General features: G+C 49.9%; 20 protein-coding genes. 12 read left to right on the forward strand and 8 right to left on the reverse strand.

The genetic code is table 11. From position 1 onward, the window contains the following. The first annotated feature begins 67 nt into the window (after positions 1 to 67). From BP71_RS23170 to BP71_RS23190, 5 genes are all read left to right on the forward strand, one after another. Positions 68 to 967: an AraC family transcriptional regulator gene (locus BP71_RS23170; RefSeq protein ID WP_496383657.1), complete on the forward strand. Its 900-nt coding sequence runs from the start codon at positions 68 to 70 to the stop codon at positions 965 to 967. A gap of 78 nt (positions 968 to 1,045) precedes the next feature. Further along, a complete protein-coding gene (locus BP71_RS23175; protein WP_496383659.1) occupies positions 1,046 to 2,389 on the forward strand; it encodes an amidohydrolase in 1,344 nt (447 codons plus the stop codon). Between the two features lie 221 nt (positions 2,390 to 2,610). Further along, positions 2,611 to 3,501, forward strand: coding sequence for an oxidoreductase (locus tag BP71_RS23180; RefSeq protein ID WP_496383661.1), 891 nt, complete (start codon positions 2,611 to 2,613; stop codon positions 3,499 to 3,501). A 78-nt stretch (positions 3,502 to 3,579) separates the two neighbouring features. Then, positions 3,580 to 4,398: a helix-turn-helix domain-containing protein gene (locus BP71_RS23185; RefSeq protein ID WP_496383663.1), complete on the forward strand. Its 819-nt coding sequence runs from the start codon at positions 3,580 to 3,582 to the stop codon at positions 4,396 to 4,398. Positions 4,399 to 4,829: 431 nt separating this feature from the next. Then, positions 4,830 to 6,764, forward strand: a complete 1,935-nt coding sequence (locus BP71_RS23190) for an FG-GAP repeat domain-containing protein (protein ID WP_496383665.1) — start codon at positions 4,830 to 4,832, stop codon at positions 6,762 to 6,764. A gap of 51 nt (positions 6,765 to 6,815) precedes the next feature. Here the strand turns inward: BP71_RS23190 and BP71_RS23195 are convergent, their stop codons facing one another. Further along, complete coding sequence (locus BP71_RS23195) at positions 6,816 to 7,730, reverse strand: pirin family protein (RefSeq protein WP_496383666.1); 915 nt, start codon at positions 7,728 to 7,730, stop codon at positions 6,816 to 6,818. A 205-nt stretch (positions 7,731 to 7,935) separates the two neighbouring features. Here BP71_RS23195 and BP71_RS23200 point away from each other — a divergent pair, with 205 nt between their 5' ends. Beyond that, a complete protein-coding gene (locus tag BP71_RS23200; RefSeq protein WP_496383668.1) occupies positions 7,936 to 9,837 on the forward strand; it encodes a mucoidy inhibitor MuiA family protein in 1,902 nt (633 codons plus the stop codon). 56 nt (positions 9,838 to 9,893) lie between these two features. Here BP71_RS23200 and BP71_RS23205 read toward each other — a convergent pair whose 3' ends face one another. The 7 genes from BP71_RS23205 to BP71_RS23235 form a co-directional block, all read right to left on the reverse strand. Further along, positions 9,894 to 11,483 carry an ABC-F family ATP-binding cassette domain-containing protein gene (locus BP71_RS23205; protein ID WP_496383669.1) on the reverse strand — a complete coding sequence of 530 codons (1,590 nt, stop codon included), beginning with the start codon at positions 11,481 to 11,483 and terminating at the stop codon, positions 9,894 to 9,896. A gap of 323 nt (positions 11,484 to 11,806) precedes the next feature. Continuing rightward, complete coding sequence (locus BP71_RS23210) at positions 11,807 to 12,310, reverse strand: methylated-DNA--[protein]-cysteine S-methyltransferase (RefSeq protein WP_496383671.1); 504 nt, start codon at positions 12,308 to 12,310, stop codon at positions 11,807 to 11,809. Positions 12,311 to 12,616: 306 nt separating this feature from the next. Beyond that, positions 12,617 to 13,768, reverse strand: coding sequence for an FAD-dependent oxidoreductase (locus BP71_RS23215; RefSeq protein WP_496383673.1), 1,152 nt, complete (start codon positions 13,766 to 13,768; stop codon positions 12,617 to 12,619). A gap of 24 nt (positions 13,769 to 13,792) precedes the next feature. Then, a complete protein-coding gene (locus BP71_RS23220; RefSeq protein WP_496383675.1) occupies positions 13,793 to 14,389 on the reverse strand; it encodes a TetR/AcrR family transcriptional regulator in 597 nt (198 codons plus the stop codon). Between the two features lie 124 nt (positions 14,390 to 14,513). Next, positions 14,514 to 16,928 (reverse strand): FtsX-like permease family protein, encoded by a 2,415-nt coding sequence (locus BP71_RS23225; protein ID WP_496383677.1) that lies wholly within the window; start codon positions 16,926 to 16,928, stop codon positions 14,514 to 14,516. Between the two features lie 231 nt (positions 16,929 to 17,159). Continuing rightward, the gene (locus tag BP71_RS23230; protein ID WP_496383679.1) at positions 17,160 to 17,570 is read right to left on the reverse strand and encodes an OsmC family peroxiredoxin; all 411 of its coding nucleotides are present in this window, start codon (positions 17,568 to 17,570) and stop codon (positions 17,160 to 17,162) included. 75 nt (positions 17,571 to 17,645) lie between these two features. Further along, on the reverse strand, positions 17,646 to 18,230 hold the full coding sequence (locus tag BP71_RS23235) for a TetR/AcrR family transcriptional regulator (RefSeq protein ID WP_496383681.1): 585 nt from the start codon (positions 18,228 to 18,230) through the stop codon (positions 17,646 to 17,648). A 227-nt stretch (positions 18,231 to 18,457) separates the two neighbouring features. Between BP71_RS23235 and BP71_RS23240 the strand changes: the two genes are divergently transcribed. The 6 genes from BP71_RS23240 (at position 18,458) to BP71_RS23265 (ending at position 23,829) form a co-directional block, all read left to right on the forward strand. Next, positions 18,458 to 18,820, forward strand: coding sequence for a hypothetical protein (locus tag BP71_RS23240; protein WP_496383683.1), 363 nt, complete (start codon positions 18,458 to 18,460; stop codon positions 18,818 to 18,820). Between the two features lie 113 nt (positions 18,821 to 18,933). Beyond that, positions 18,934 to 19,767 (forward strand): MbnP family protein, encoded by an 834-nt coding sequence (locus tag BP71_RS23245; RefSeq protein ID WP_496383685.1) that lies wholly within the window; start codon positions 18,934 to 18,936, stop codon positions 19,765 to 19,767. A gap of 6 nt (positions 19,768 to 19,773) precedes the next feature. Then, a complete protein-coding gene (locus tag BP71_RS23250) occupies positions 19,774 to 20,868 on the forward strand; it encodes a cytochrome-c peroxidase (RefSeq protein ID WP_496383687.1) in 1,095 nt (364 codons plus the stop codon). A 19-nt stretch (positions 20,869 to 20,887) separates the two neighbouring features. Continuing rightward, positions 20,888 to 21,796 carry a transporter family protein gene (locus BP71_RS23255; RefSeq protein ID WP_496383689.1) on the forward strand — a complete coding sequence of 303 codons (909 nt, stop codon included), beginning with the start codon at positions 20,888 to 20,890 and terminating at the stop codon, positions 21,794 to 21,796. Positions 21,797 to 21,877: 81 nt separating this feature from the next. Further along, a complete protein-coding gene (locus tag BP71_RS23260) occupies positions 21,878 to 22,501 on the forward strand; it encodes an SCO family protein (protein ID WP_496383691.1) in 624 nt (207 codons plus the stop codon). A 152-nt stretch (positions 22,502 to 22,653) separates the two neighbouring features. Further along, the gene (locus BP71_RS23265) at positions 22,654 to 23,829 is read left to right on the forward strand and encodes a cytochrome-c peroxidase (protein WP_496383693.1); all 1,176 of its coding nucleotides are present in this window, start codon (positions 22,654 to 22,656) and stop codon (positions 23,827 to 23,829) included. Positions 23,830 to 23,865 lie beyond the last annotated feature (36 nt).

A 23,865-nucleotide genomic window follows, 5' to 3' on the forward strand; every position in this document is an offset into this window, starting at 1 on the left:
ATGCCATCTCTTTGTTGGCGGGAAATCAGCCTGCCATTTCAAGGGGAGTAGCGGCAGAACGGGTGAAGTGAAAGACATCAAAGTAACTGTACGAGAATATTTTTTGTATTTTCAGTACGTGAACAGGAAAACGGAAATCCCGACCCTCGGCATCGATGCCTTTGAGTCCCATGTGCAGTCGGATTACAGACTATTGTATCATGAGACCGATGGGAAAAGCCATATCGATAAACCGCATAAACACGATTTCTTCCTGATGTTCCTGATCCGGAAGGGCACCGGGATTCATTCGATAGACTTCAAGGATTATGCCGTGGCCGACAGCCAGGTACATCTGCTGTTTCCCGGGCAGGTGCATCGCTGGGAACTTGATGAAGCTACTTCGGGATTTCAGTTGATGGTCAGCAGGCGGGCATTCGAAACTTCATCGAGCTTTCTTCGTCTTGCATTTATACTGAATCAGAATCATCAGGTAGTAGACTTGTCCAAGGAGATTTTCGGAGCATTGTGGTACGAGCTGGAATCAGTGCAGCGTGAGCTCCGTATGCCATCTATCGACTGGGACCTGGTACAACTGCGAAGCAAAGTGGCCCTGCAGATCGTGGGACGGGAAGCCGAGCGGGTCTTTGACAATATAGGTACCTATCGTTCGAATCCCCTGTTGATCGAATACCAGGCATTGATCGAGCGACATTTTGAAACCCAGAAAAATGTGGCGTTTTACGCGGGCAACCTGCATATTTCCGCTAATTATCTTAACATACTTTGCAAAAGGCATTTGCATGTGCCGGCTACCTACCTGATCTATAACCGCGTGATCCTTGAAGCGAAGCGGTTGCTGCTGGTTTCGGGCAAATCTGCCAAAGAAATTGCATTCGAACTCGGTTTCAGCGATCTGCCACATTTTTCCAACTTCTTCAAGGCCCGAACAGGCCGTTCGCCCCGCGCGTTCAGGAAGGAGTTATAAATAATACAAGTTATGGGATAAATGACGCATCGTTTTTGAGATCCGGTGTCACTAATTTTGTAGCCTAACCTTGTTACGATGATGGCAGAATCTATCTCCCGCAAAACTTTTATCAAAAACTCGGGTCGGGTCCTGGCCGGCGGAATGCTGATCGGCAGCCGTGATGCGATGTCGCAGGAGCACTCCAAAGCCCCCGGGTTACCCGTAGACACGATGGGAAATAAAACCTGGACATGGAAAAATGTCAGACTGGAAACCGGATTTATCCATGACGAGGATGAGATCGTCGGCACGCAGACGGACCTGTTCCGTATTGTAATCGAAGATGGTAAGATTAAAAATGTGCTTCCTAATGATACCAGGGGAGAGGCGGTGGATGCGAAAGGGCTGCTGATGTTGCCGGCGTTCCGTGACATGCATATCCACCTGGATAAAACGTATTATGGCGGCCAGTGGAAGGCCAGGTCAGCGAAAAACCGGTCGGTACGGGACATGATCGCTTTCGAGCAGAAGGTATTGCCCGGCATGCTGGAAACTTCCACTTACCGGGCGGAAAAGCTGATGGAGCTGTTGCAATCCCACGGCGTCAATTTCGCAAGGAGCCATGTCAATATTGAGCCTACATCAAAACTGGATTCACTGAAAAACCTTGAAAAGGCGATCCGGAATAAGAAAGGGACATTCGAAACGGAGCTGGTCGCATTTCCGCAGCATGGCATCTTCTTTTCGCATTCGGAACAGCTGATGAAAGATGCCGCTGCCATGGATATCGATTTCATTGGTGGGCTGGACCCCAACTCTATTGACGGCCATGTGGAGAAAAGCATTGATTTTATCGTGCAACTGGCGTTGGATCATAACAAGGGGATAGATATTCACCTTCACGAAGGCGGTGAAGCAGGGCTGCGGACGGTGGAGTACCTTATCGAGAAAGTCAACGAAAACACGGTGCTTGCGGGCAAAACGTTCCTGAGCCATTGCTTTGTCCTGGCGCGACTGGAAAAGGGAAAACTGGAAGCTACGGCTGAAAAACTCGGACAAGCGCGCGTAGGCATTGCTTCGACAGTCCCGTTCGGAAACCTCATTATGCCCATTCCGACGCTTTATCGCTATAATGTGAACGTTGTCACCGGGAACGACAGCATCATCGACCATTGGAGTACGTTCGGTTCCGGCAGTATTCTGCAAAAAGCGAACCTGATGGCTCAGCTTTACGGCCATTCCACCGAGTTTGAACTATCACGGTGCCTGAAACTCGCCACGGGTAACGTGCTGCCGCTCGATAGCGACGGCAGGCAGCAATGGCCGAAAGCCGGTGACGAGGCGAATGTGGTACTGGTCGATGCCAGTTGTTCCGCAGAAGCTGTCGCACGGGTTTCGCCGGTGAAATCGCTGGTTCACAAAGGGAAGATAGTGTTTTGAAGATTATGCTGTGATGCATCGGGATAGTCGGGAGGTCACAATGGCTTCGAGTTTCACGAAATCACGTCAGTACTTAGGAGAGGCATCGGGAATTATCCGGATGCCTTTTTGCTTGCGGCCGGAATCGGTGAGCTTTTCAACAAACTGCCTTTGAGCTTTTCAACCAAGTCGTGCGGGGAGCGACAGGATACCTTTGCACTGTACTTAAAAAGTAAAAGACAATGGCAAAAATATGGTTCATTACAGGTAGCTCCCGGGGATTGGGACGTGACCTTACAAAAGCGGTGCTTCAAAACGGTGATAAAGTGGCGGCAACAGCCCGGAATATTGCCCAGCTGGACGACCTTGTTGCGCAATATAGCGACCAGATACTCCCGCTTGCTTTGGATGTGACGGATTATGAGGCGGTTTACCATGCTGTCGCGGGCGCGATCGCCCATTTCGGGCGTATCGATGTATTGGTCAACAATGCCGGTTTTGGCATTATCGGCGCGGCAGAAGCTTTTACAGACGAGCAGGCACGCAGCCAACTCGAAACGAATTTGTATGCGCCGATCGAAATTACCCGTGCCGTGCTGCCTTATATGCGGAAGCAGGGAGGCGGTCGGATATTTCAGATCAGCTCCATTGGCGGGAGGGTTGGTAATGCCGGTCTGACGATGTACCAGGCGGCCAAATTTGGCCTTAGCGGGTTTACCGAGGCACTCTCAAAGGAAGTAGCACCCCTGGGCATTTATGTGACCAGTGTAGAACCGGGCGGCTTCCGTACCGACTGGGCCGGCGCTTCCATGACCTACGCACGGGAAATTGATGATTATGCATTGGTCAACCAGCGGACGGAGTTATTCAAAAGCGGAAAATTTACGCCGGTAGGGGATCCTGTGAAAGCGGCTGGCGTAATGGTGGAACTTGCTTCGCACCCGAATCCGCCCGCTCACCTGGTGCTTGGAAGCGAGGCAATCGGTATCCTGAAAAGCGCCGATCAAGCAAGACAGGCCGAAATGGAGGAGTGGCTGGCTGTCAGCCTTTCGACTGACCATGATGAGTCGGTCAATTTTCTGGAAACAGCCGCTGGAAAGTGGTATACTACCGTAGCCCAGCCGAAACAGTAAACCGACATCCCTGAGCGGACGACGACTTTACAATGCAAACGGGCAGTGGGCGTTGTCCGCTTTTTTATAACTTTGGTTATGACAGACCTGAAAATTGCTAAATCAGTTTCATCCATTGCCTACTCCTGCTACTTTACCCGGAGCCGGGAGGGAGAGCAATTTGCGTCTGAACATGTTCTGAGCTTTCAGCTATCCGGCTCGCTTACCGTAAGCACGGGCGATCAGGAATACGTTTTCAAAGAGGGAGATTTCCGTTTTATCCGGAGGAATCAACTGATCAAGTTTGTCAAGCAGCCGGGGCAGGACGGTGTTTTTAAGTCGGTCTCGATTTACTTCGATCAGGCTGCGCTGAGAAATTTCAGTATGGAATATGGGTATTCGGCCGAGCCGGGTAAAAGTTCAAACTTCGATCCTGTCATTAAATTATCGGGTGGAGGGCTATTGAGAAGTTTTATGGATTCGTTACTGCCTTATGTGCAAGGTGATCAACTGATCAATGCCGATCTTCAGGCGCTGAAATTGCGCGAAGCCATGATGGTTTTGCTTCAATGCAAACCGGCCATTAAAGATGTTTTGTTTGATTTCAGCGAACCCGGCAAGATTGACCTGGAAGCTTTCATGAACAAGAACTTTCATTTCAATGTGCAACTCAAACGGTTTGCCTATCTTACCGGGCGGAGTCTGGCCACTTTCAAACGCGACTTCGAGCATGTTTTTCACACTTCGCCGAGCAAATGGTTGCAACAACGCCGATTGCGGGAAGCGCATTATCTCATCAAAGAGAAAGGCAAGGCTCCGTCAGACGTCTATCTCGAAATCGGCTTCGAAGACCTTTCACATTTCTCATTTGCATTTAAGAAAATGTATGGCGTACCGCCATCACGGCTGGCCGGTTGATAGGCTTTGCCCGCAGGAACTGCGGCGAAGGAAATAACTCGCATTTAATACAAAAGCACCCGGACGACTCCGGGTGCTTTTGTATTAAATTTTCATGGCTAGTACGCACTAAGGTTAAATGGTCTCTTTTTTATGCCGGGACTATCTTTATTAGAAAAAAGCATGTGCCAAAACAGAGGAGTGCTGATTTTTCACCACAGATATTGTATTAACTATTTTAAAATCAACTGCTTGAATTTATTTCTTACCGAATGATAATGGTAGGCGCAAGATGAAGTTCTGTCCGGATTCGGACGCGTGTTCCGGAAGCGTACAGGGCAACCAGTAAAACCATGAGTAGTAAACCTTAGGTAAATACGAGTACTATATACTGAAATTGAACACCGGTGCACGCTGGTAACATGGTCCTGATTTTCTAAAACTGACGATCTATGAAGTTGCTATCTTTCTTGCTGTTTTTCACATTGTTCCTTCCATCACGGCAAACGCCCGCTGAGCTTGCGGGAAATAATGCATACGGAGACCTGGTTCGATTGGAATATAAGAATGCTGAACAGGTATCGGACCTTGGAGTAGGGCTCTGGGCCTGGCCATTGCCGATGGATTACGATGGGGACGGCGATATGGACCTGGTTGTTTCGTGTCCCGATGTGCCTTATAATGGCGTGTATTTTTTTGAAAACAAGTCGGGTAGAAAGGTTCCGGTGTTTGAAGCTCCCGTGCGCGTGGGAGCGGGCTTGAAACATCCTCAGGTTTCATATGTGGACGGTAAACCGCATGTTCTGGATCAGGGAGCTGAGCTTGCCGGGTTTCCCGAAAATAAGGGCATCGAAAAACAACCTTTGTTTTCGGCGGACTCACTACATACCGATTTCAAAAAGAAGCCACGGTTTGTGCAATGGAAGTATGTGGACTACGATGCCGATGGTGATCAGGATCTGATTGCAGGAATCGACGATTGGCTGGAATATGGCTGGGACAATGCTTTTGATAGCAAAGGCGACTGGACAAATGGCCCGTTGCACGGTTATGTCTACCTGATCGAGAACAAGAATGGGAAATATGAAAACAAAGGAAGACTCAAAGCGGGTGGTGCTGTGATCGACGTGTATGGCGCACCGTCGCCCAATTTTGCGGACTTCGACGGAGATGGTGACCTGGACCTGATCTGCGGAGAGTTTATCGATAAGTTTACCTGGTTCGAAAACACGGGTACAGCAAAGAAACCGGTGTATGCCGCCGGAAAAGTGTTGTTCAACGCGGCAGGGAACATCCGGATGGACCTTGAAATGATCATTCCCGTCGCTGTCGACTGGGACCGTGACGGACACGTCGACCTGGTGAGCGGCGACGAGGATGGCCGGGTCGCATTCATTAGAAATACCGGAAAGAAACAAAATGGAATGCCGCATGGAATGCCGCTTTTCGAAGCTCCCATTTATTTCCAGCAAAAAGGGGGACATGTCAAATCGGGTGCATTGGCCACACCATTCAGTGTAGATTGGGATGAGGATGGCGACGAAGATATCATTACAGGGAACTCAGCGGGATACATCAGCTTTATTGAAAACCGCGGAGGAGGAGCCCAGCCGGATTTTGCACCGCCCCGGTTCCTGAAAGCAGACGGGCAGGTGATCCGTATTCAGGCAGGTACCAATGGTTCCATTCAGGGTCCGTGTGAGGCAAAATGGGGTTATACAACACTTTCGGTAGCCGATTGGGACGGCGATGGGTTGAAAGACGTGATCGTTAATTCTATCTGGGGCAGGGTAGAATGGTTCCGGAACAAGGGAACGAAGAAGGTACCTGCGTTGGAAAAATCGAAGCCGGTAACGGTTGCATGGAACGGTACAATCCCCAAGCCCAAATGGGTGTGGTGGACTCCGGCGGCGCAGGAACTGGCCACCCAATGGCGCACTACCCCATTTGCCGTTGACTGGAATAAGGATGGCCTGACAGACCTGGTGATGCTCGATACAGAAGGCTACCTGGCATTCTTCGAACGTTTTCGAAGTAGCACCGGGCTCGTGCTCCGGCCTGGTGTGAGGATATTCCACGACGAAACCGGTGAACCGCTCCGGCTGAATAAAAAGGAAAATGGGGGTAGCGGAAGACGAAAATTTACATTGGCCGATTGGGATCACGATGGCGATCTGGATCTATTGATCGATAGCAGGAATGTTGATTTTTATGAAAACCTGGGTAGTAAGGAAGGTAAAGTTACATTCCGCAACAAAGGGGCATTGTCGGAACTAAGGCTGGCCGGACACGACACCAGTCCGACTGTGGTCGACTGGGACAAAAATGGCAGGTCAGATTTGCTGGTGGGAGCGGAGGATGGTCATTTCTATTACTTGAAAAGATAACCGGACGGTTGCATCATCTATTGTTACCAAGGCATCCGGCAGGTGTGTCAATTATGAAAGCGGTTCGGGGCGCGGCGGTGCTCCGGCAGGCCGGGAAGGGTCTTCGGGTAATGGAATGAACTCGTGGTCGTCGGCCGGAGGTAATTGGATGCGTCCTTGTTTCCAGTCTTCTTTGGCCTGCTCGATGCGGTCTTTTCTGGATGAAACAAAGTTCCACCAGATAAACCGCTCGCCCAGTGGTTCGCCGCCGAGCAGCATGAGCGTGGTGCGTTCATGCGCGCGAATGAGGGGATCGGCGCCGTTTTTGAATACTAGCATTTGCCCCGGCCCATACACGTGACCCGAAACTTCCAGCGATCCTTTGACCACATACACCGCTCGTTCGGAATAACCGGATGGTATACCCCAAGTGGCTCCCATATCGAGCACAACGTGCAGGTAGAACAGCGGAGACAATGTGTCCACCTCATTTTTCAATCCATAGGCGTCGCCTGCGATCAGGCGCATCCACACGCCCTTATCTGTGAATACGGGAAGCTGCTCGCGGGTGTAGTTGACGAACGATGGAGCGGATTCTTCATCCTTTTCAGGAAGCGCAACCCAGGTCTGGATCATTTCCAGGCCTCCTGCCAACGCAGCCGGATCTTCAAACCGTTCCGAATGGGCAATACCGCTTCCCGCGGTCATCCAGTTGACCTCCCCCGGCCGGATTATCTGCTGCACGCCCAGACTATCGCGATGGGTTACCTGTCCGTCGAAAAGATAGCTGACCGTGGAAAGTCCGATATGCGGATGTGGCAATACATCCAGGGACGATGGATTGGCGGGTATCGTGGCCATTGGCCCGGCATGGTCCATGAAAATAAACGGTCCTACCATTCTCCGCAGGCGAAACGGGAGGATCCTTTTCACAATCACCGATTGGCTAATAGCCGCTTTCCGGGCCTCAATAACGATATCGAGCATATCACTGGATTTGTTTTAAGCGAAGATATGAAAAGGTGCGTTTCCGTGGCATTGCATTGCCAAACGATTCTGTTCTGCATGAATGGCTTTTGAGAACAGTTACCTGAAAATGAAGATCCCTATAATCATTAGTATTTTAAATTATACTTTAATTTTTACATTTTCAGGAATCTTAAAGCTCCAACCCATCACAAACCAATTCAATATGTGTAACTTGTTTTTCCCCGTATCCATTCTGTTTTGTCTTTTAACCAGTATTGGCGCATTCGGGCAGAAAACCCATATTGTCAGCAGCAGCATCAGGCAGGTTACTGTTTATCGTGACGGTGCGGAAATAACCAGAGACCTTACGGTTTCTTTGGAAGAAGGTGTACATGAGCTCATTGTTAAAGGTTTGTCGAGTTCCCTCGACAAAGAAAGTATCCGTTTGTCCGGCCTGGGTGATCTGACCGTTTTGTCTATTTTCGCAAGAGGCGATTATCATCAGCAGGGGGAGAAATCAAAGACCATCACGTCGCTGGAGAACAAGCGGACGCAGTTCACTGAAAAGCTGACCTTCGAGCGTGGCATGGAGCAGATCTACAAGCAGGAGGAGGAAATGCTCATTAAAAACCAGCAAATTGGAGGAACTTCGGGGACAAAGATGCTGGAACTGAAAGAGGCCGTTGAGTTTCAGCGGAAAAGAATGGTTGAAATTCTTCAGAGGAAACTCGAAACGGCAAACAATATCAAAAGGTGGGACGATAGCCTCAAATGGATAGGCAAGGAACTTTCGCCGCTCATGACCGAGTCGAGAAAGGCAACCACCGAGGTTGCAGTGCGGGTATCGGTAAAGAAACCGGCTCAGGTTAAACTGGATTTATCGTATTACATTGCTAATGCGGGATGGTATCCGGCTTACGACGCGAAATTGACGGATCTGGCTGCGCCAATAGCACTGCAATTCAAGGCAGGGGTGTTTCAATATTCAGGCGAGGATTGGAACAAGGTGAAAATCACATTGTCCAGCGCAAATCCCAGGGACAAGTCGGTTTCGCCAGAATTGAAAACCTGGTATTGGGGCGCACCTAATAATTACAGCAGCTATGCGACGATTTCATCGGACAATCTTCCCGTTGCCGGGGATGTTACTGAGGTGAGTGGATTTGTCAGGGATGAACAAAATGATCCGCTACCCGGTGTGACGGTCACTATCAAAGCAGCTAATATCGGAGCGAATACGGACATGAATGGTTTCTACCGGGTTTCGGTGCCTGTCAATCTTCCTGCCGCACAGCGTCTGCTGGATTTTTCATTCATAGGCTATGTAACCCAATCCAAAACGATTTCCGATAGCAAAATGGACGTGAACCTTAAACCTGATAACATGGCGCTGGGAGAGGTTACCGTGGTGGGTTATGGAGAACAACGAGCCAGAGGTCTTTCCGGGGCAGTTGCGGGTATAATAGTTAATAAAAGGGAGGCCATTCGCCTCAATACCAACGAAAGAGACGCTCCCACGAGCGTGACCTATGAAATTCCGGTGGCCTATACATTACCGTCGGACGGAAAGACGTACACGGTAGATCTGAAAAGCGAAAACATCGGCGACAGCTATTACGAATATGTGAGTATCCCTAAAGTGAGGCAGGAGGTGTTCCTCAATGCCTACCTGCCATCGTGGACCGGGCTTAACCTGTTGCCGGGAGATGTAAACCTTTATCTGGAAAACAGCTATATCGGAAAGACACGGTTGGATCCCGCCGTTGCGTCAGACACACTAAGCCTGTCGTTTGGTGTCGACAAGTCCGTTACAGTTCTTCGCGAACAGGTGAAGACCTTCATTAAAAAGCAGTTTCTCGGAAATAATACGACCGAGACCCGTGCTTACCGCATTGTGTTGAGAAATACCAAGAAGGTTCCTGTCCGGATCGTGGTCAGGGACCAGTTTCCACTCGCCAAGAGTCGTGAAGTAGAGATATTTGATAAATCCGCACCGGAAGCGAAAGTAGATGAAACGACGGGCGAGTTTACCTGGACAGTCGTGCTGCCTGGCGGGGAGAGTAAAGAATTGTCCTTCCGTTATTCCGTTAAATATCCGAAAGCCGGCTATGTGACCAGGGAATAAAATTGGGCGGGCAGCACACGTTATGATGGCTTGCCCGCCGGACCTTTGATGAACATTTACTGTAACAAAATCTCCCGCTCTATCCGGATATCTTTCAGGAAATGGGTATCGTGTGAGACAACGATCAATGTCCCTTCGTACTCGTTGATCGCATGGGTCAATATCCCGATGTTCTGGATGTCGAGGTTATTGGTCGGTTCGTCGAGTACGATCAGGTCGGGTGCCTGATTGCCGATCGCCAGGGAACATAGCAGCAACCGCATTTTTTCGCCACCGCTTAATGCTGCACAGGGTTTGTCCCAATAGTCCTTCGCAAAAAGGAACCTGTTAAGACGTATTTTGATTTCGTGCTCCTGCAATGCGCCGGAATTGAACTTTTGAGCCTGTTCATACACCGTGAGGTGATTGTCGATCAGAGAATAATCCTGGTCAATATAGATGTGTTTGAAATCCGATCGGTCTATCGTTCCCTGGCTAGGAAGGATCTGGCCGAGGAGTATCCGTATCAAAGTAGTTTTTCCGGAACCATTCGCGCCTTTGAGTGAAATACGTTCGCCACTGGAGATTCGGAAAGTCAGGGCTTCGGTCCATAGCGGTTGTTCGTCAAAGCTGAAATTCAATTGCTCAGCGGTGATGAGTATTCTCCCTCTATGCAGTCCCGAGTTGTCAAAATAGATCTTCATTTTACTCTCCGTGCTCAGCTCGCCCCGCAACTGGCTCAACTCCTGGGTGATACCACTTACCTTTTCAGCATGTACACCCTTCATTTGTGCGGTACTCCTTTCCGCATTGTTCCGGAATGCATTCATTACAATGGTTGGCAGGCCAGCCTTTTCCTGCTTCCTTTTGCCACGTGCATCCAGCTTCTGCTGACGTTCCATCGACTCCCGCTCAACTTCCTTCGCTTTCCGCAACGCCTTTTCTTTGGCTTTGACGTCCTGGTTCAGCGCTTCGCTTGCAATCTTTTTCTGGGCGACGTAAAAGTCATAATTCCCTCCATAAACGGTTATTCCGCGCGGGCCGAGTTCGCACATGGTGAAGAGCAGGTTTAACAATGCCCTGTCGTGGCTGACTACTACGAGTGTTTGACTGGTGGATTGAATATAATCATACAAAATAGCCCGGCTGCCGGCATCCAGGTGGTTACTCGGCTCATCGAGCAACACGATATCCGGTTCATGGATGATGATCCCGGCCAGAAAAACCTTTGTTTTTTGTCCGCCGCTCAATGTTGCCATAGGCTGCGAAAGACCTATGTCGCCGAGCTTCCAGTGGGCAAATGCTTCCTGGCAGCGCTCTTCGATGCCCCAGTCGTCGTCGAGGAGTTCCAGGTTGATGTCGGTGAGGTGGCCATCCAGTATCTCTTTCAGTGCGAGCAATTTGTCGTGGACGTCTAATGCCTGTGCAACGGTTTGGTCATTGAATTGCCCGAGAAGCTGCGGCACATAATAGGGCTTCGACTCGGCCCTCGCCACACCCGAGACAGGTTTTAAATGGCCGGCCAGCAATTTCAGCAGGGTAGATTTCCCTGTGCCATTGTTCCCGGTTAAAGCGATTTTGTCTTGCTTGTTAACGGTCAGATTGATATCCGTAAACAGCACATCCCGGTTTGGGTGTGCATAGGTAACACCTTGAAGAAAAAGCATAAGTACATTTCTTTGGAGAATGAATAATCGCCGCCGCCGTAACGGCCGCATGCATTTATTTTTCTGAAGAAATGGTCTCTTACACCTGGTGTTGTGATTAGTGAATAATGGTTACAAAGGTAGCAAAAAAGCTAAATACATAAAACCCGGTGCGTCCGTCTTTCAGATTTCTGCACCGGGGGAGTTTAATCAGGTATGATTAAACATATTAAATATATAACACTGCGTAGAATTTTAAAAGTAATTCGCAGGTAAAAATTGTAAAGAAGGTTTACAAGAACAGGGATTATGCCAAATGAGCGACGCTGCCGGGGTTGGCCAGTTTAGCTGAACAATGATATTTGCCGGTAAGGCGCTTCGAGCTCCAAAAGAAACGCCTTGTTGGCGAGGCCTCCGCCAAAGCCGATGAGTTTCCCGGTCGCCCCCACCACCCGGTGGCACGGCGCGATAATGGAGATCGGGTTTTTGTTAGCGGCGCCGCCCACTGCACGCACCGACTCAGGATTGCCGATCTGCCGGGCTATGTCGCCATAGGAGCGTGTTTCACCAAAAGGAATCGTCAGTAATGCTTCCCAGACCTGCTTTTGAAAGTCGCTGCCCACAAAATCCAGTTCAAGCTCGAAAGCTTTCCGCTTTTTTGCAAAATATTCCCTGAGTTGTTTTTCTGCCTCCACCAGCACAGGATGATGGATGTCTTCCTTGCCGCGCTCCAAACTTGTCCGGTCGGGATCCTCCCTGTCCCAAAGCACGGCTCGGAGCCCCTTGCTGCTGGCGACGAGCGTTAGCCGACCTACGGGGGATTCCATTGTTTTGAAATAAGTTTCCATATTGGTTGCGGTTCGTTCCGGAAGAACACGAAAACAGATTTGATCAGTTCGCAAACCGAAAGGGGAAATGCAGATGAAGTTGCCGGTTGTTAAACATGGTCTGTTTTGGAAGGGCATTTATGCCATTACAGCGTCTTTTTGAACCGCTTCTTCAAAGTGGTAATAGAAATCTATAAAACGGCTGCACCGCCGTAACCCGTGTAGAATTTGTCCATGACTATGGTCGCATCGGGGCGGCGTCCACCTGCTATCGGCAAGGTTTCTATAAACTTTGGGCCATTCTCTCTCCTGCACTCCGAGGCAAGCCTATTCGGGATTCAATACATCGAGCAGAAATGTAAGCGCCCGGGAAGAGTGCAATGCGGCGGTTGACGTGAGTGTCATTTCAGTAACTTCCGATGCCCGCTCCCGCATGCCACGCTCGTAGGCCCCGATGGCGGACCGGGTGTCCTCAAAAGCCGGGTCGGTAAGAGCTTTACTCAGTTCCAATGCATCGAGCATAGCCATATTCACCCCTTCTCCCGCGTAAGGCGGCATGACGTGCGCGGCATCACCGAGCATTGTCAGGTCGGCCAGCGATTCCCAGTTTTGATCCATAGGCATGTAGTATTGGGGTCTGGGAGTAAAAACGGGTTCGGCTTTTTCAAGCATTGCGGACCATACGGGGTCCCAGCCTGCGAATTCTTTTTGAAACCACCTGATAACCTGTGATTTGTCACTGAAATCGATGCCGCTTTCCCGTACCCATTCTTCTGTCGTCTTGCAACCCGTATAAAATACCAGGCTTCCGTCACCTTTTGAGCTAACGATCAGCGTCTTGCTGTCACCGATTGCGAATATCTTCCCACCATTCAGCATGGCATGGAGGTCCGGCATTGTGTTCGCCGAATCGCTAACGGCACCTTCCACAATGGTTACGCCCGAATAAGTGGCCCTGACCGGTGTGATGTAGGGGCGGATCCGTGAGTTCGCGCCGTCGGCTCCGATTACCAGATCTGCCGCGGCCGTCGTTCCGTTGCGGAATGCCAACAGCCAGGTGTCGTCATCCTGCCGATCCATCGACACGAAATGACTGTCCCAAACGACCGTGCCTTCGCGGAGCGAGTCCAGCAATAACTTTCTTAGCGGGCCGCGGTCGATCTCCGGGCGGGTGCTGTCCAGATCATCGTACCCATTTTCATCGAGTATGAGCTTCGCCTGCCGGTCATAGATCCGGAGTGTGTCCGCACCAGGGCGGTAATGTGTTTGAAATGCTTCCATTAACCCGGCCTCCGTTAATGCGAGCAAACCAGAATCAACATGCAAATCCAGCGTGGCGCCTTGCACGCGCGTATCACGTCCATAGTCGCGGTCGTAAACGGTTACTTCGGCACCCTTTAGCTGCAATAATCTGGCGAGGGTAAGCCCGCCCGGGCCACCACCTATAATAGCGATCCTTTTGTCTTGTATCGCATTCATAACAATCATTTTTGGTTTGTTGATCTACTTTGAAAGTCCGTTAATAATGACATCGCAGCAATCGGAGAAGACAGGATCCGTGATGATTTGCTGCGGCCGGTCGAGGTGATCGAAATATTCATTCACCAGATCCAGCAAAGGTGAGAATAGCAACGCCCGGTGTACGTCGATCGGGAACTGCCGGATTGTACCGGCTTCCATATGCCGTTGCAGGAAATTATGCACCGGCACAAAAAACTGCCCTTCGCGGATGTTCGCTTTTTGGTACGCTTTGTTGAGAAGAGGCGAAGATTGTCCGTAGCGGATCAATGCAAACGCCTCCCGGTTGCCGGTCAGATAGCTGAAGACATTCGCCCAAATCTTCCTGACACCTTCTGCGAAACCCATTTCCGGTGTGAAATCATGGAGCACTGCTTTTTCATAGTTACCCAATACTTCTTCGATGAACAGCCGGATGAGGAGGTCTTCCTTGTTTTCATATTTGATGTAAATCGTCCGGGGTGAAATATTCGCTGCTTTCGCCAGTTTTTGCATACTCAGATTTTCCAATCCCTCTCTGGCGATGATCTGCAAGGCGATTTTGCGGATGGCTTCCTCTTTTTCTATGCTTTTGGGTCTCATAATCGTTGCATTTAAAACTACACCTCAAATATAAGTAAATGTTTATTTACTAACTCTTCAAAACTTGAAAAACTTTTGAGAAATTCTTTCAAACGAATTGGAAATAGTGGGAATGGAACGGTGGCTAGTCCGCTCTCAGATTCTTGACGGGGTTGAGAAGGGCTGTTTTGACGGCCTGGAAGCTAATCGTAACCACGGCCAGCAACAATGCCGACAGTCCTGCGAAAAGAAAGGTTTCATAGCCGATAGTAATGCGGTAGGCGAAAGAATTAAGCCATTGCTCCATTGTCCACCATGCCAGCGGCAACGATATGGCGATCGCTATTGCCACCAGTATGACAAAGTCTCTTGAAAGCAGTACCGTAACGCTGCTTACCGACGCGCCCAATACTTTCCGCACACCTACCTCCTTGATCCGGAGTTTTGCCGAGTAAGCCGACAAGCCGAAAAGACCCAGGCACGAAATAAAGATTGTCAATACCGAGAACCCATTGAAAACCTGGCTCATACGGTTTTCCGACGTGTATAGTTTTTCGAGATTTTCGTCGATAAACGAGTAAGTGAATTTGCTCGAAGGAGAAAGATGATGTACCTGGCCTTCCAGGAACCGGATTGTTTCGGTTAATGCGTCACCTTTAACTTTCACCATCAGATAATTGGCCCGGTAAGGGTTGTACTGGATCACCAGCGGTTCGACGGCTGAATGCAGGGATGCAAAATTAAAGTCTTTGACCACCCCCACGACCGTGCCTGTATCGGCGTCCGCCACAAATGCTTCGCCCACCGGATTTTTGAACCCATACATTTTTACGGCAGCTTCATTGAGAATGAACTCAGGGTTTTCAATTTTCGGAAACTGGTTGCGAAAATCCCTTCCTTCTTTCAGAGGTATTCCCAATGTAGCCAGCATTTTCTCATCGGCCCACAGCATACGTGCGTTGTCAGGCACCTCTTTCCGGTCGGGGCGGTGGAGTGGGGAAGCGCTGTAATTACCGAAGCGCTCGCCGGGCAGTGTGGACGTGACCGAGAAGCCGCTGATCGCTTTATTCCGGGTCATTTCGTTCATCAGTACCCCATATTTTTCCCACATCTGGTCATACATGGTGACGGCTATGATCTGGTCCTTGTCAAATCCAAGATCCTGGTTATGGAAAAGCTGCATCTGGCGATACACGATGATGGTGCCAAAGATCATGAATACCGAGACGGTAAACTGAAATACGATCAGCCCCTTCCGCACTATATTGACAGCCGGACCCGCAAGTCTTTTGCCTTTCAAAGAAACCACCGGATTGAACCGCGCTACGAACCACGCGGGATACAATCCCGCGAATAGCGCGATGAGCACGACCAGCAATGCGACGATGGAAATGTTTGGTAAAGTGAATATCTCGGAGAATACAAAGCCGTCCGACGCCAGATTGGCGTAAAAAGGGATACTTAATTTGAAGAGCAATACAGCCAGGCCGGTCGCCAGGAGGGTAACCAGGAACGATTCGCCCAAAAACTGCCGGATGAGCTGCGGACGGGTAGCGCCTACCACCTTTCGTAAACCGATTTCCTTCATACGGTTGAACGCGAGCGCAGTGGAAATATTGATGAAATTTACGGTTCCAACGAGTAATATGAACAGCGCGGCAACGGAAAAAATGTAGACATAAGTAATGTCGCTGTTCGGAAACATCTCCTTTTCCAGCTTCGAATGCAGGTGTATGTCCCGGATCGGTTGCAAATGCAGCTGACGTGTTGCAAGTATTTCCTGTGCCGATTCACCCGAAGGGGCGTAAAAGCGGGTCGCGAAAGAGGGTAGGCTCGCTTCAAGTTGCCCGGGGGAAGCGTCTTTCCGCAGCATTACATAAGTGTAGAATCCCGACCAGCCGACTTTTTCCATGGATTCCTTGTCAATATAGCTGTCGATGGTGGGCATAGAGACGAGATAGTCGAATTGCAGGTGGCTCGGAAAATCAAACTCCTTTACGACGCCCGTTACTTTTAGGGCGAGCTTCCTGCGGTCGTCCTGGATGATCTTGCCCACCGGATCAGCCTTTCCGAAATACTTTTGGGCCATTGCTTCCGTGATGATCATCGTGTTAGCTTCCGACAAAGCCGATGCTGCGTTACCGCTTACGAACGGCAAATCAAAAACGTCAATGACCGCTTCATTGGCGAAAAAACCGCCCTTCTCTTCAAACCGCTTCACATCGCCCTGAGGGCCGGCGTAGCTGAATAGCTGATAGGGAAATAATCTGTGGAAACGGACCATCTGCTCTACCTGGGGGAACCCGCGTTGCAGTGATGGACCCAGCATTGGCGCAGTGGCCGCCCAGTGACGGGAATCTGCACCTTTGCTTTCGTACGTGACGCGATAAATGCGGTCGGCTTTGCTGAAACCCTTGTCGTAGCTCAGCTCATGTTTGATGTGAAAAATGATGAGCAGCGAACCCGCTATGCCGACTGCCAGGCCCACGATATTGATGGTCGAGAACGTCTTGCTTTTCCAAAGGTTACGCCAGGCGATTTTTATGTAGTTCTTAAACATATGAGCAGATTTTGGGTCAGGAATAGCACAGGTATTCCTGTTATGTCCAAAATAAATGCCAGAATTATAACAGTCTGTTTTTCAGTAATTTAAATAATGCCAATATCGTTGAAATGTTCGGTTTCGTACAAGTCTTGTTCGGGAAGGAACAGGCTTGGGAGGCTTTTGCCAAAAAACAAAAAAGCATCCGGCGCTAAACCGGATGCCTCGCTTGCTGATGAGATGGGGTGGTTACACCAGGGTCGCATTCAGAAGGATTTCGAAGTTGAAAGCCTGGCTTACCGGACAGGTTTTTTCGGCTTCTTTCGCGATAATCTGGAATTCCTCCTCGCTGATGCCCTGCACCTTGGCCTGCAACGACAGTTCCGAACGGGTGATTTTACCATTGTCGAGGGTTACTACCGACTGGGTTTCTAATGCATCCACCGTGTAGCCGGCCTGTGTGAGGTCGAGATCCAGTTTCATGGTAAAACAGCCGGCATGGGCAGCGGCCAGCAATTCTTCGGGGTTGGTACCGATGCCGTCGGCAAAGCGGCTGTTAAACGAATATTGTGTTTTGTTCAAAACGGTGCTTCCTGTGGTGATGTGTCCTGCTCCGGTTTTGATGTCACCATTCCATACGGCTGTTGCTTTGCGTTTCATGATATTTCAGAGTTTTAAATTGATAAATGGTTAATATTAAACTGTACTGTTTAGTACATAATTGATTAAAAAAATTTAGTATAAAATTTTCAGATTCATCCGGACAAGCTGTGCAAGTTTCTGCTGATCCGTTTCTATTCGGCGGGTAACATTGATGCCGTTCCATAGATTCACGAGATATGCGCCCAGCGTTGCGGCTGACTCTTTCGTAGTCAGCAGGCCCAGGTCTTTCCCTTTTTGCACCGCTTCCGCGAAAATTTCTTCCAGCAAATGCAGGTATTGAGCTGCGATCAGTTTCAGGCCTGAATCGTTCGCCGAAACCTGGATCAATGCATTGCCAAAGTAGCAGCCTTTATTGCCGATCGGCGATTCGTTGCCGGAGAGCGATATGAAAAAATCCCTGATGAACTGCACCGGATCATCGCAGGAGTCCAACGCCTCGCGGAGCGACCGGAAGTTCAGCTCAACGACCCGCTCCATCGACTTCCGGAACAATTCCTCTTTTCCGCCTTTGAATGCGAAGTAAAAACTGCCTTTTCCAATGCCCATCGCAGCCAGGAGGTCGTCGGCGGTCGCATTAGCATATCCTTTCTCCCAAAAGACATCCACCGCCTTGTCCAGGATTGCCGTTTCGTCGTATATTTTAGGTCTGCCCGCCATTGTGATTGCTTTTTGATAATGCAAATGTAATACTTTACTAATTGGTACAAAATAAAAACCATTATTTTCCTGAAATTTTTTTCAAGCCGGTTTAGGAAAGGCTTTTTCCGGCAACTGCATCCATTTTGTTTGCTATCCGGGCGATCGGATACTACATTTGTAGTCTCTACAAATCATCGTAATCCGGATCCCGGTTCTTGAAAAATTTTAGCAAACAATGGATAGCCATGAGCCTCATGGTCCTGATGCTCGTAAAAGCATGGGTGATTCCGTTGTTATACCTGGATTTTGAGCTGAGAAAGGAGTACATCATCGCCAACCTGTGCGTAAACCGCGATAACCCGATCACCGTCTGCGGTGGTGTGTGCTATCTCGCAAAAAACGTGGCCGATGCTAAAAAGCAGGAAGAGCGCCGCGCCGAACAGACCTCCATGGCCCAGTTTCTGTACCAGGTCATGGATAACCGGAAGCCGTTCTCTTTGAAGGTGCCTGAGCATTTTGAGGTTCCGGCTGACATTACGTTTGATTATTCTTCTCCATTTCTGGCGCGTATCGTAGCCGAAGATATTTTTCATCCCCCGCTGGCCTGACCCGGCTTTTTTCAGTTCTGACCTTCCTTGCGGGAGGTAATCATGTCCATTTATTCATTTTCAGATCGGCCGGCCGTAATGGTCCAAGGCTGTACTGTCCTTATTTTTTACTGATGAAAAATATTTTTTCCTTCGGCTATGCCGTCCTGGTTGCTGTATTGTCTGTTGTCGCGCTCGGTGCTTGTTCCGGGTCATCGGGTAACCCTGATTCGCTTCCCGATCCTTCCGGGAGTGGGAAGTTGCGCGTCGAGTTCGATAATGTGGTTGGAGATAAAAACCTGGTGATGAACAGCGTCACCTATCGCAATGCGGCTAATGAGGATTTTGTAGTGACCAAGTTTAACTACTTTGTTTCCAATATTAAACTCATCAAATCCGACGGCAGCAGCTTTGTCGTGCCTCAGGATTCCAGCTATTTTCTGATCCGGGAGGATACCAAAGCTTCCCAGTTTGTAACGCTTAACAACATACCGTTTGGGGATTACAAAAGCGTGGAGTTTATGGTCGGAGTCGACAGCCTGCGCAGTACCGCTCCCATTGAAAAACGCAAAGGGGTGCTCGATCCGTCGGGTTCGATGATGGAAGACGGCATGTACTGGTCGTGGAACTCGGGGTACATTTTCGTGAAGCTCGAAGGCACGTCATCACAGGGCAACCCGGTAAACGGCAAGTTCTACTATCACATTGGTTTGTTTGGAGGGTATTCGCAGCGCACCGTCAACAATACCCGGGCTGTCCGCGTGGATTTCGGAGAACTGAAAGCCTCCGTGAATGCTTCCAAAACACCGGAGGTGCATCTGCTCGTCGATATCCTGAAAATGTTCGACGGGCCGGGGACACGGGCCAAAATTTCGGAATCTAACAGCATCATGGGCGGGCAGCCGGTAAAATCGCAGGAAATTGCGAATAACTATGCCCATATGTTCTCACTGGACCATATTCATTGATCGAGTATGAACAGATTCTTAATGCTGTCAATATGGGGACTAACAATATGCCAGATGGGCGCTTCCTGCAAGCGTCCGGGCAATTTGCCTGTCCCGGACGATCGCGCCGGCCCAACCGCCATAACCTGGAAAAAACCGGCACATTTCCCAGATCCGGTGTATGATATGAGCCGGAACCCACTGACCGAAGAAGGGGTCAGGCTGGGACGCTTCCTGTTTTACGACGGTATTCTGTCCAGGACCAACGTGGTTGGCTGTGGGACCTGCCACCAGCAGCAGGCCGCATTCACGCATCACGGACACGAACTGAGCCACGGAGTGGAGGATAAGTTGGGCGTACGTAATTCACCGGCCGTCCAGAACATGGCCTGGAATACCTCCTTTTTTTGGGACGGAGGCGTGCATGATCTCGACCTGCTGCCCTTCAATCCGATCGAAAATCCGGTGGAAATGGATGAGAAAGTGGGTAATGTGCTCGAAAAGCTGCGGAAGACTGCCGGTAAGCCGATCAGCTATCCCGAAATGTTTAAAGCGGCTTTCGGGACGGAGGATATCAATGGCGAGCGGATGATGAAAGCACTGTCGCAGTTTATGATTACGATGGTTTCGGCGGCTTCGCGCTATGATTATTTCAAAATGGGGGATGCGAATGCGCTGAATGCGCAAGAACTGGAAGGGCTGTCGATTTTCCGGAGCAAATGTGCCTCCTGCCACGAGGGAGAGCTTTTCACGGATTTCAGTTTCCGGAACAATGGCCTCGTGCCGCAGCGGAATGACGATCGGGGACGGTTTGCGATCACCGGACAGCCGAGTGATGAATACAAATTCAAGGTCCCCAGCCTTCGCAATGTGGCGCTGACGGCCCCGTACATGCACGACGGGCGGTACCATACTTTGGAAGAGGTCATGGATCATTACACCGACAGCATCCGGAAATCCGGAACGCTCGACCCGTTGCTGATGCAGGCCAATGGCCGGCCCGGTATCGCATTATCGGATATGGAAAAACGATCGTTGATCGCATTCCTGCATTCCCTTTCCGATGAACAGTTTATCCGTAACGAAAAGCTGTCAGACCCGGGCGTCGGCAATGCTTTCTGATCTGACAAAATCTAAAAAAATGAAAAGAACATATTTGTATCTGATAATCCTTACCGGCCTCGCCCGCGCGGCGTCCGCCTGTGACATTTGCGGGTGTGCCAACAGCGGCTCTTATTTCGGTCTCATGCCGCAATCACACAAATCGCTGATCGGCATCCGGCACCAGCGCCTGCATTTCGTGACGCATCCCGATAGTAAAGTGCTGCGGACCGAGGAAACATTCCATGTTACCGAACTGTACGGACGGTTTTTTCCAGTCAAACGTGTGCAGGTAATGGCTTTTGTGCCCTACCGCATCGATCGCCAGCAAACTACCGCCGATACGAAAAAGCAGAACGGGCTGGGAGATGTGACGGTCCTGGCGAGTTACAATATCATTAACTCGCTCATGGACAAAGAAACATCGGTAGCATTCACTCATACGCTGCTGGTTGGCGGAGGTGTGAAGTTGCCGACCGGCCGGTTCAAGTTCGATGAAGATGATGTTTTGCAGGTAGCCAATGCCAATTTCCAGCCGGGTACAGGCAGTACCGATTTCATCCTGCAAGCATTCTACACCGTGAACCACAGCGACTGGGGGTTGGCGATGAATGTCTCGCGGAAGTTCAATACGACCAATTCGCAGGCGTACCGATTTGGTAACCAATGGTATGGAACGATGGATCTTTACCGGTCTTTCCGGTTAGGGAAGCTGACGCTCACTCCGAATGTGGGTTTGTACGCGGAGCAGTCGGCACACGGGCGGCAGCACGGCGAGGTGTTGAACGAAACAGGGGGCAAGCTTCTGAACGCGACGCTAGGTATCAATTTGTTTGCTAACCGTTGGATGCTGGGCGCCAGCGGGCAGAAGCCTGTTGCGCAGGAAAGCGCTTCCGGGCATGTCGTTGCCAAAGAGCGGATGTTGGTACAGCTCGGATGGCTGTTCTAGTATCTGCAATTCTGATCAGCCAGCGGCGTTGCTGCTGGCTGACTATTAAATCCTTAGTCTATTATAATACATTAATCCATCATGAAAAATCTAATTCTGACAGCAGTACTGATCCAGGCATTGTTGGCTTGCGAGCAGCGAAAACTACCTTACCTGGGCGAACCGGAGACGGTCGTGAAAACGGTCGACGGCAAAACGGTCGAGGAAACCATTCCCCCGGTCATCCCGGAATTTACTTTTACGAACCAGGACAACCAAACCGTCACTGAGCAGGATTTCAAGGACAAAATCTACGTCGCGGACTTTTTCTTCACGACTTGCCCTACCATCTGCCCGGTCATGAAAAAGAATATGCTCAAAGTGTACGACGTTTTTAAAGACCATTCCGATGTGAAGATCTTATCCCATTCTATTGATCCTCAGCATGACACGCCGGCTGTTTTAAAGGAATATTCCGATGATCTGGGCGTGAGCAATCGGATGTGGCAGTTCGTGACCGGAGAGAAAAGCAAGATATACGAGATAGGACAGAAGCACTATCTCGTTACTGCGGGAGAGGATGCTAAGGCGCCGGGCGGCTACATTCATGGCGGGCAGTTTGTACTGGTTGACAAGGATAAGCACATTCGGGGTATCTATGATGGTACTACCGACGCGGGGACGCTCGACCTGATCCGCGATATCCGTGTGCTTTTGAAAGAATAAGATCGTTGTAATGAATTGATTACAGCTGTTTTAGGATGTTTATGACGAAAATCAGTTTTTGAAATGGTTAAAATCGCTGGGCATCGTACTTAGCAATAGGAAGTCGGGGTTGAGTAGTGGGTAGTTTTGTCATGTGTAAGTTGTATAGCGTTTTGAAAAGTGTTTATGCTTTATCGGCGATGCTGGCGTTGGGGTGTGCTTCGTGCGGAACTGATCAGCAATCGGCGCGCACGAAAAAAAAGCCGAAAACCGAGACCATCGCCGACCTGGGGGCATTGCCCCGGTATGCAACCGATCCGGTGGATAATCCTACGAGTCCGGAAAAGGTACAGCTCGGACGTTTACTTTTTTTTGATCCGATCCTGTCCGGAAACAAGGACGTATCCTGCGCCACATGCCATCAGCCGGAGTTCAGTTATGCGGAATTTCTGGAAACCTCTATCGGGGTCAACGGTGTAGGGCGCGGTTCCAAGCGTTATTTCCAGGATCCGAACGACATTCCATTTGTAAAGAGAAATTCGCAGAGCATCCTGAACGCAGCATTTAATGGCATCCGGAACGATGAACCCTATCATCCTGAGTCGGCCCCGATGTTCTGGGATATGCGTGCCAAAGGGCTTGAAGCGCAGGCCCTTTTCCCGGTTAAGACCTTTGAGGAAATGCGCGGACACGGGTATGAAGAGGAAAAAGTAGTGGAAGAGGTCGTGGGCAGACTGGCCAAAATCCCCGAATACGGTACATTGTTTGCTGCCGCGTTCAAGAACGAGGACAATCCGATAAATGCCGGTAATCTTGCCAAGGCCATTGCTTCCTACGAAAGAACGCTGATCGCCACCAATTCGCGATTTGATCAATATATGCGGGGTGACAGCAGTGCCCTCACGACCGGCGAAAAGGAAGGTATGAACCTGTTCCTGAAAGCCGGATGTGCCAAATGTCATTCGGGGCCGATGTTTTCTGACTTCAAACTGCATACCCTCGGCGTGCCCGATACGCCAAACCGCAAAGAAAGTGACACGGGTGGTAACCCAAACTATGGATTTCGCACGCCGACGTTGCGCAACCTCCGCTATACAGGTCCGTACATGCATAGCGGGACGTTCAAGACGCTCGATCAGGTACTCCTTTTTTACGAAGACCTCGCCGGAGGGAAAATTGAAAATCCCCATGTGGCAGTTTATCAGATGGACACGCTCATCAACCAGATGGAAGTTAAGTTTAAGGATATCGATCGCATTGTGGAGTTCCTGAATGCATTGAATGACGATTCTTTCGAAAAGACTATCCCTGCCAAAGTTCCTAGCGGTTTGCCGGTTTCGGGCTTGTAAAATTCTGCTCCCGGGAAGCTTTGGTATCCGGGCAAA

This window comes from Dyadobacter ginsengisoli DSM 21015 (assembly GCF_059568735.1).

Coding starts and splice junctions, on each gene's coding strand:
- BP71_RS23255 (WP_496383689.1), top strand. CDS start 20,888: ATGAAAAGAACATATTTGTATCTGATAATCCTTACCGGCCTCGCCCGC.
- BP71_RS23245 (WP_496383685.1), top strand. CDS start 18,934: ATGAAAAATATTTTTTCCTTCGGCTATGCCGTCCTGGTTGCTGTATTG.
- BP71_RS23185 (WP_496383663.1), top strand. CDS start 3,580: ATGACAGACCTGAAAATTGCTAAATCAGTTTCATCCATTGCCTACTCC.
- BP71_RS23250 (WP_496383687.1), top strand. CDS start 19,774: ATGAACAGATTCTTAATGCTGTCAATATGGGGACTAACAATATGCCAG.
- BP71_RS23190 (WP_496383665.1), top strand. CDS start 4,830: ATGAAGTTGCTATCTTTCTTGCTGTTTTTCACATTGTTCCTTCCATCA.
- BP71_RS23225 (WP_496383677.1), bottom strand. CDS start 16,928: ATGTTTAAGAACTACATAAAAATCGCCTGGCGTAACCTTTGGAAAAGC.
- BP71_RS23260 (WP_496383691.1), top strand. CDS start 21,878: ATGAAAAATCTAATTCTGACAGCAGTACTGATCCAGGCATTGTTGGCT.
- BP71_RS23180 (WP_496383661.1), top strand. CDS start 2,611: ATGGCAAAAATATGGTTCATTACAGGTAGCTCCCGGGGATTGGGACGT.
- BP71_RS23175 (WP_496383659.1), top strand. CDS start 1,046: ATGATGGCAGAATCTATCTCCCGCAAAACTTTTATCAAAAACTCGGGT.
- BP71_RS23230 (WP_496383679.1), bottom strand. CDS start 17,570: ATGAAACGCAAAGCAACAGCCGTATGGAATGGTGACATCAAAACCGGA.
- BP71_RS23205 (WP_496383669.1), bottom strand. CDS start 11,483: ATGCTTTTTCTTCAAGGTGTTACCTATGCACACCCAAACCGGGATGTG.
- BP71_RS23220 (WP_496383675.1), bottom strand. CDS start 14,389: ATGAGACCCAAAAGCATAGAAAAAGAGGAAGCCATCCGCAAAATCGCC.
- BP71_RS23240 (WP_496383683.1), top strand. CDS start 18,458: ATGAGCCTCATGGTCCTGATGCTCGTAAAAGCATGGGTGATTCCGTTG.
- BP71_RS23235 (WP_496383681.1), bottom strand. CDS start 18,230: ATGGCGGGCAGACCTAAAATATACGACGAAACGGCAATCCTGGACAAG.
- BP71_RS23195 (WP_496383666.1), bottom strand. CDS start 7,730: ATGCTCGATATCGTTATTGAGGCCCGGAAAGCGGCTATTAGCCAATCG.
- BP71_RS23215 (WP_496383673.1), bottom strand. CDS start 13,768: ATGAATGCGATACAAGACAAAAGGATCGCTATTATAGGTGGTGGCCCG.
- BP71_RS23210 (WP_496383671.1), bottom strand. CDS start 12,310: ATGGAAACTTATTTCAAAACAATGGAATCCCCCGTAGGTCGGCTAACG.
- BP71_RS23200 (WP_496383668.1), top strand. CDS start 7,936: ATGTGTAACTTGTTTTTCCCCGTATCCATTCTGTTTTGTCTTTTAACC.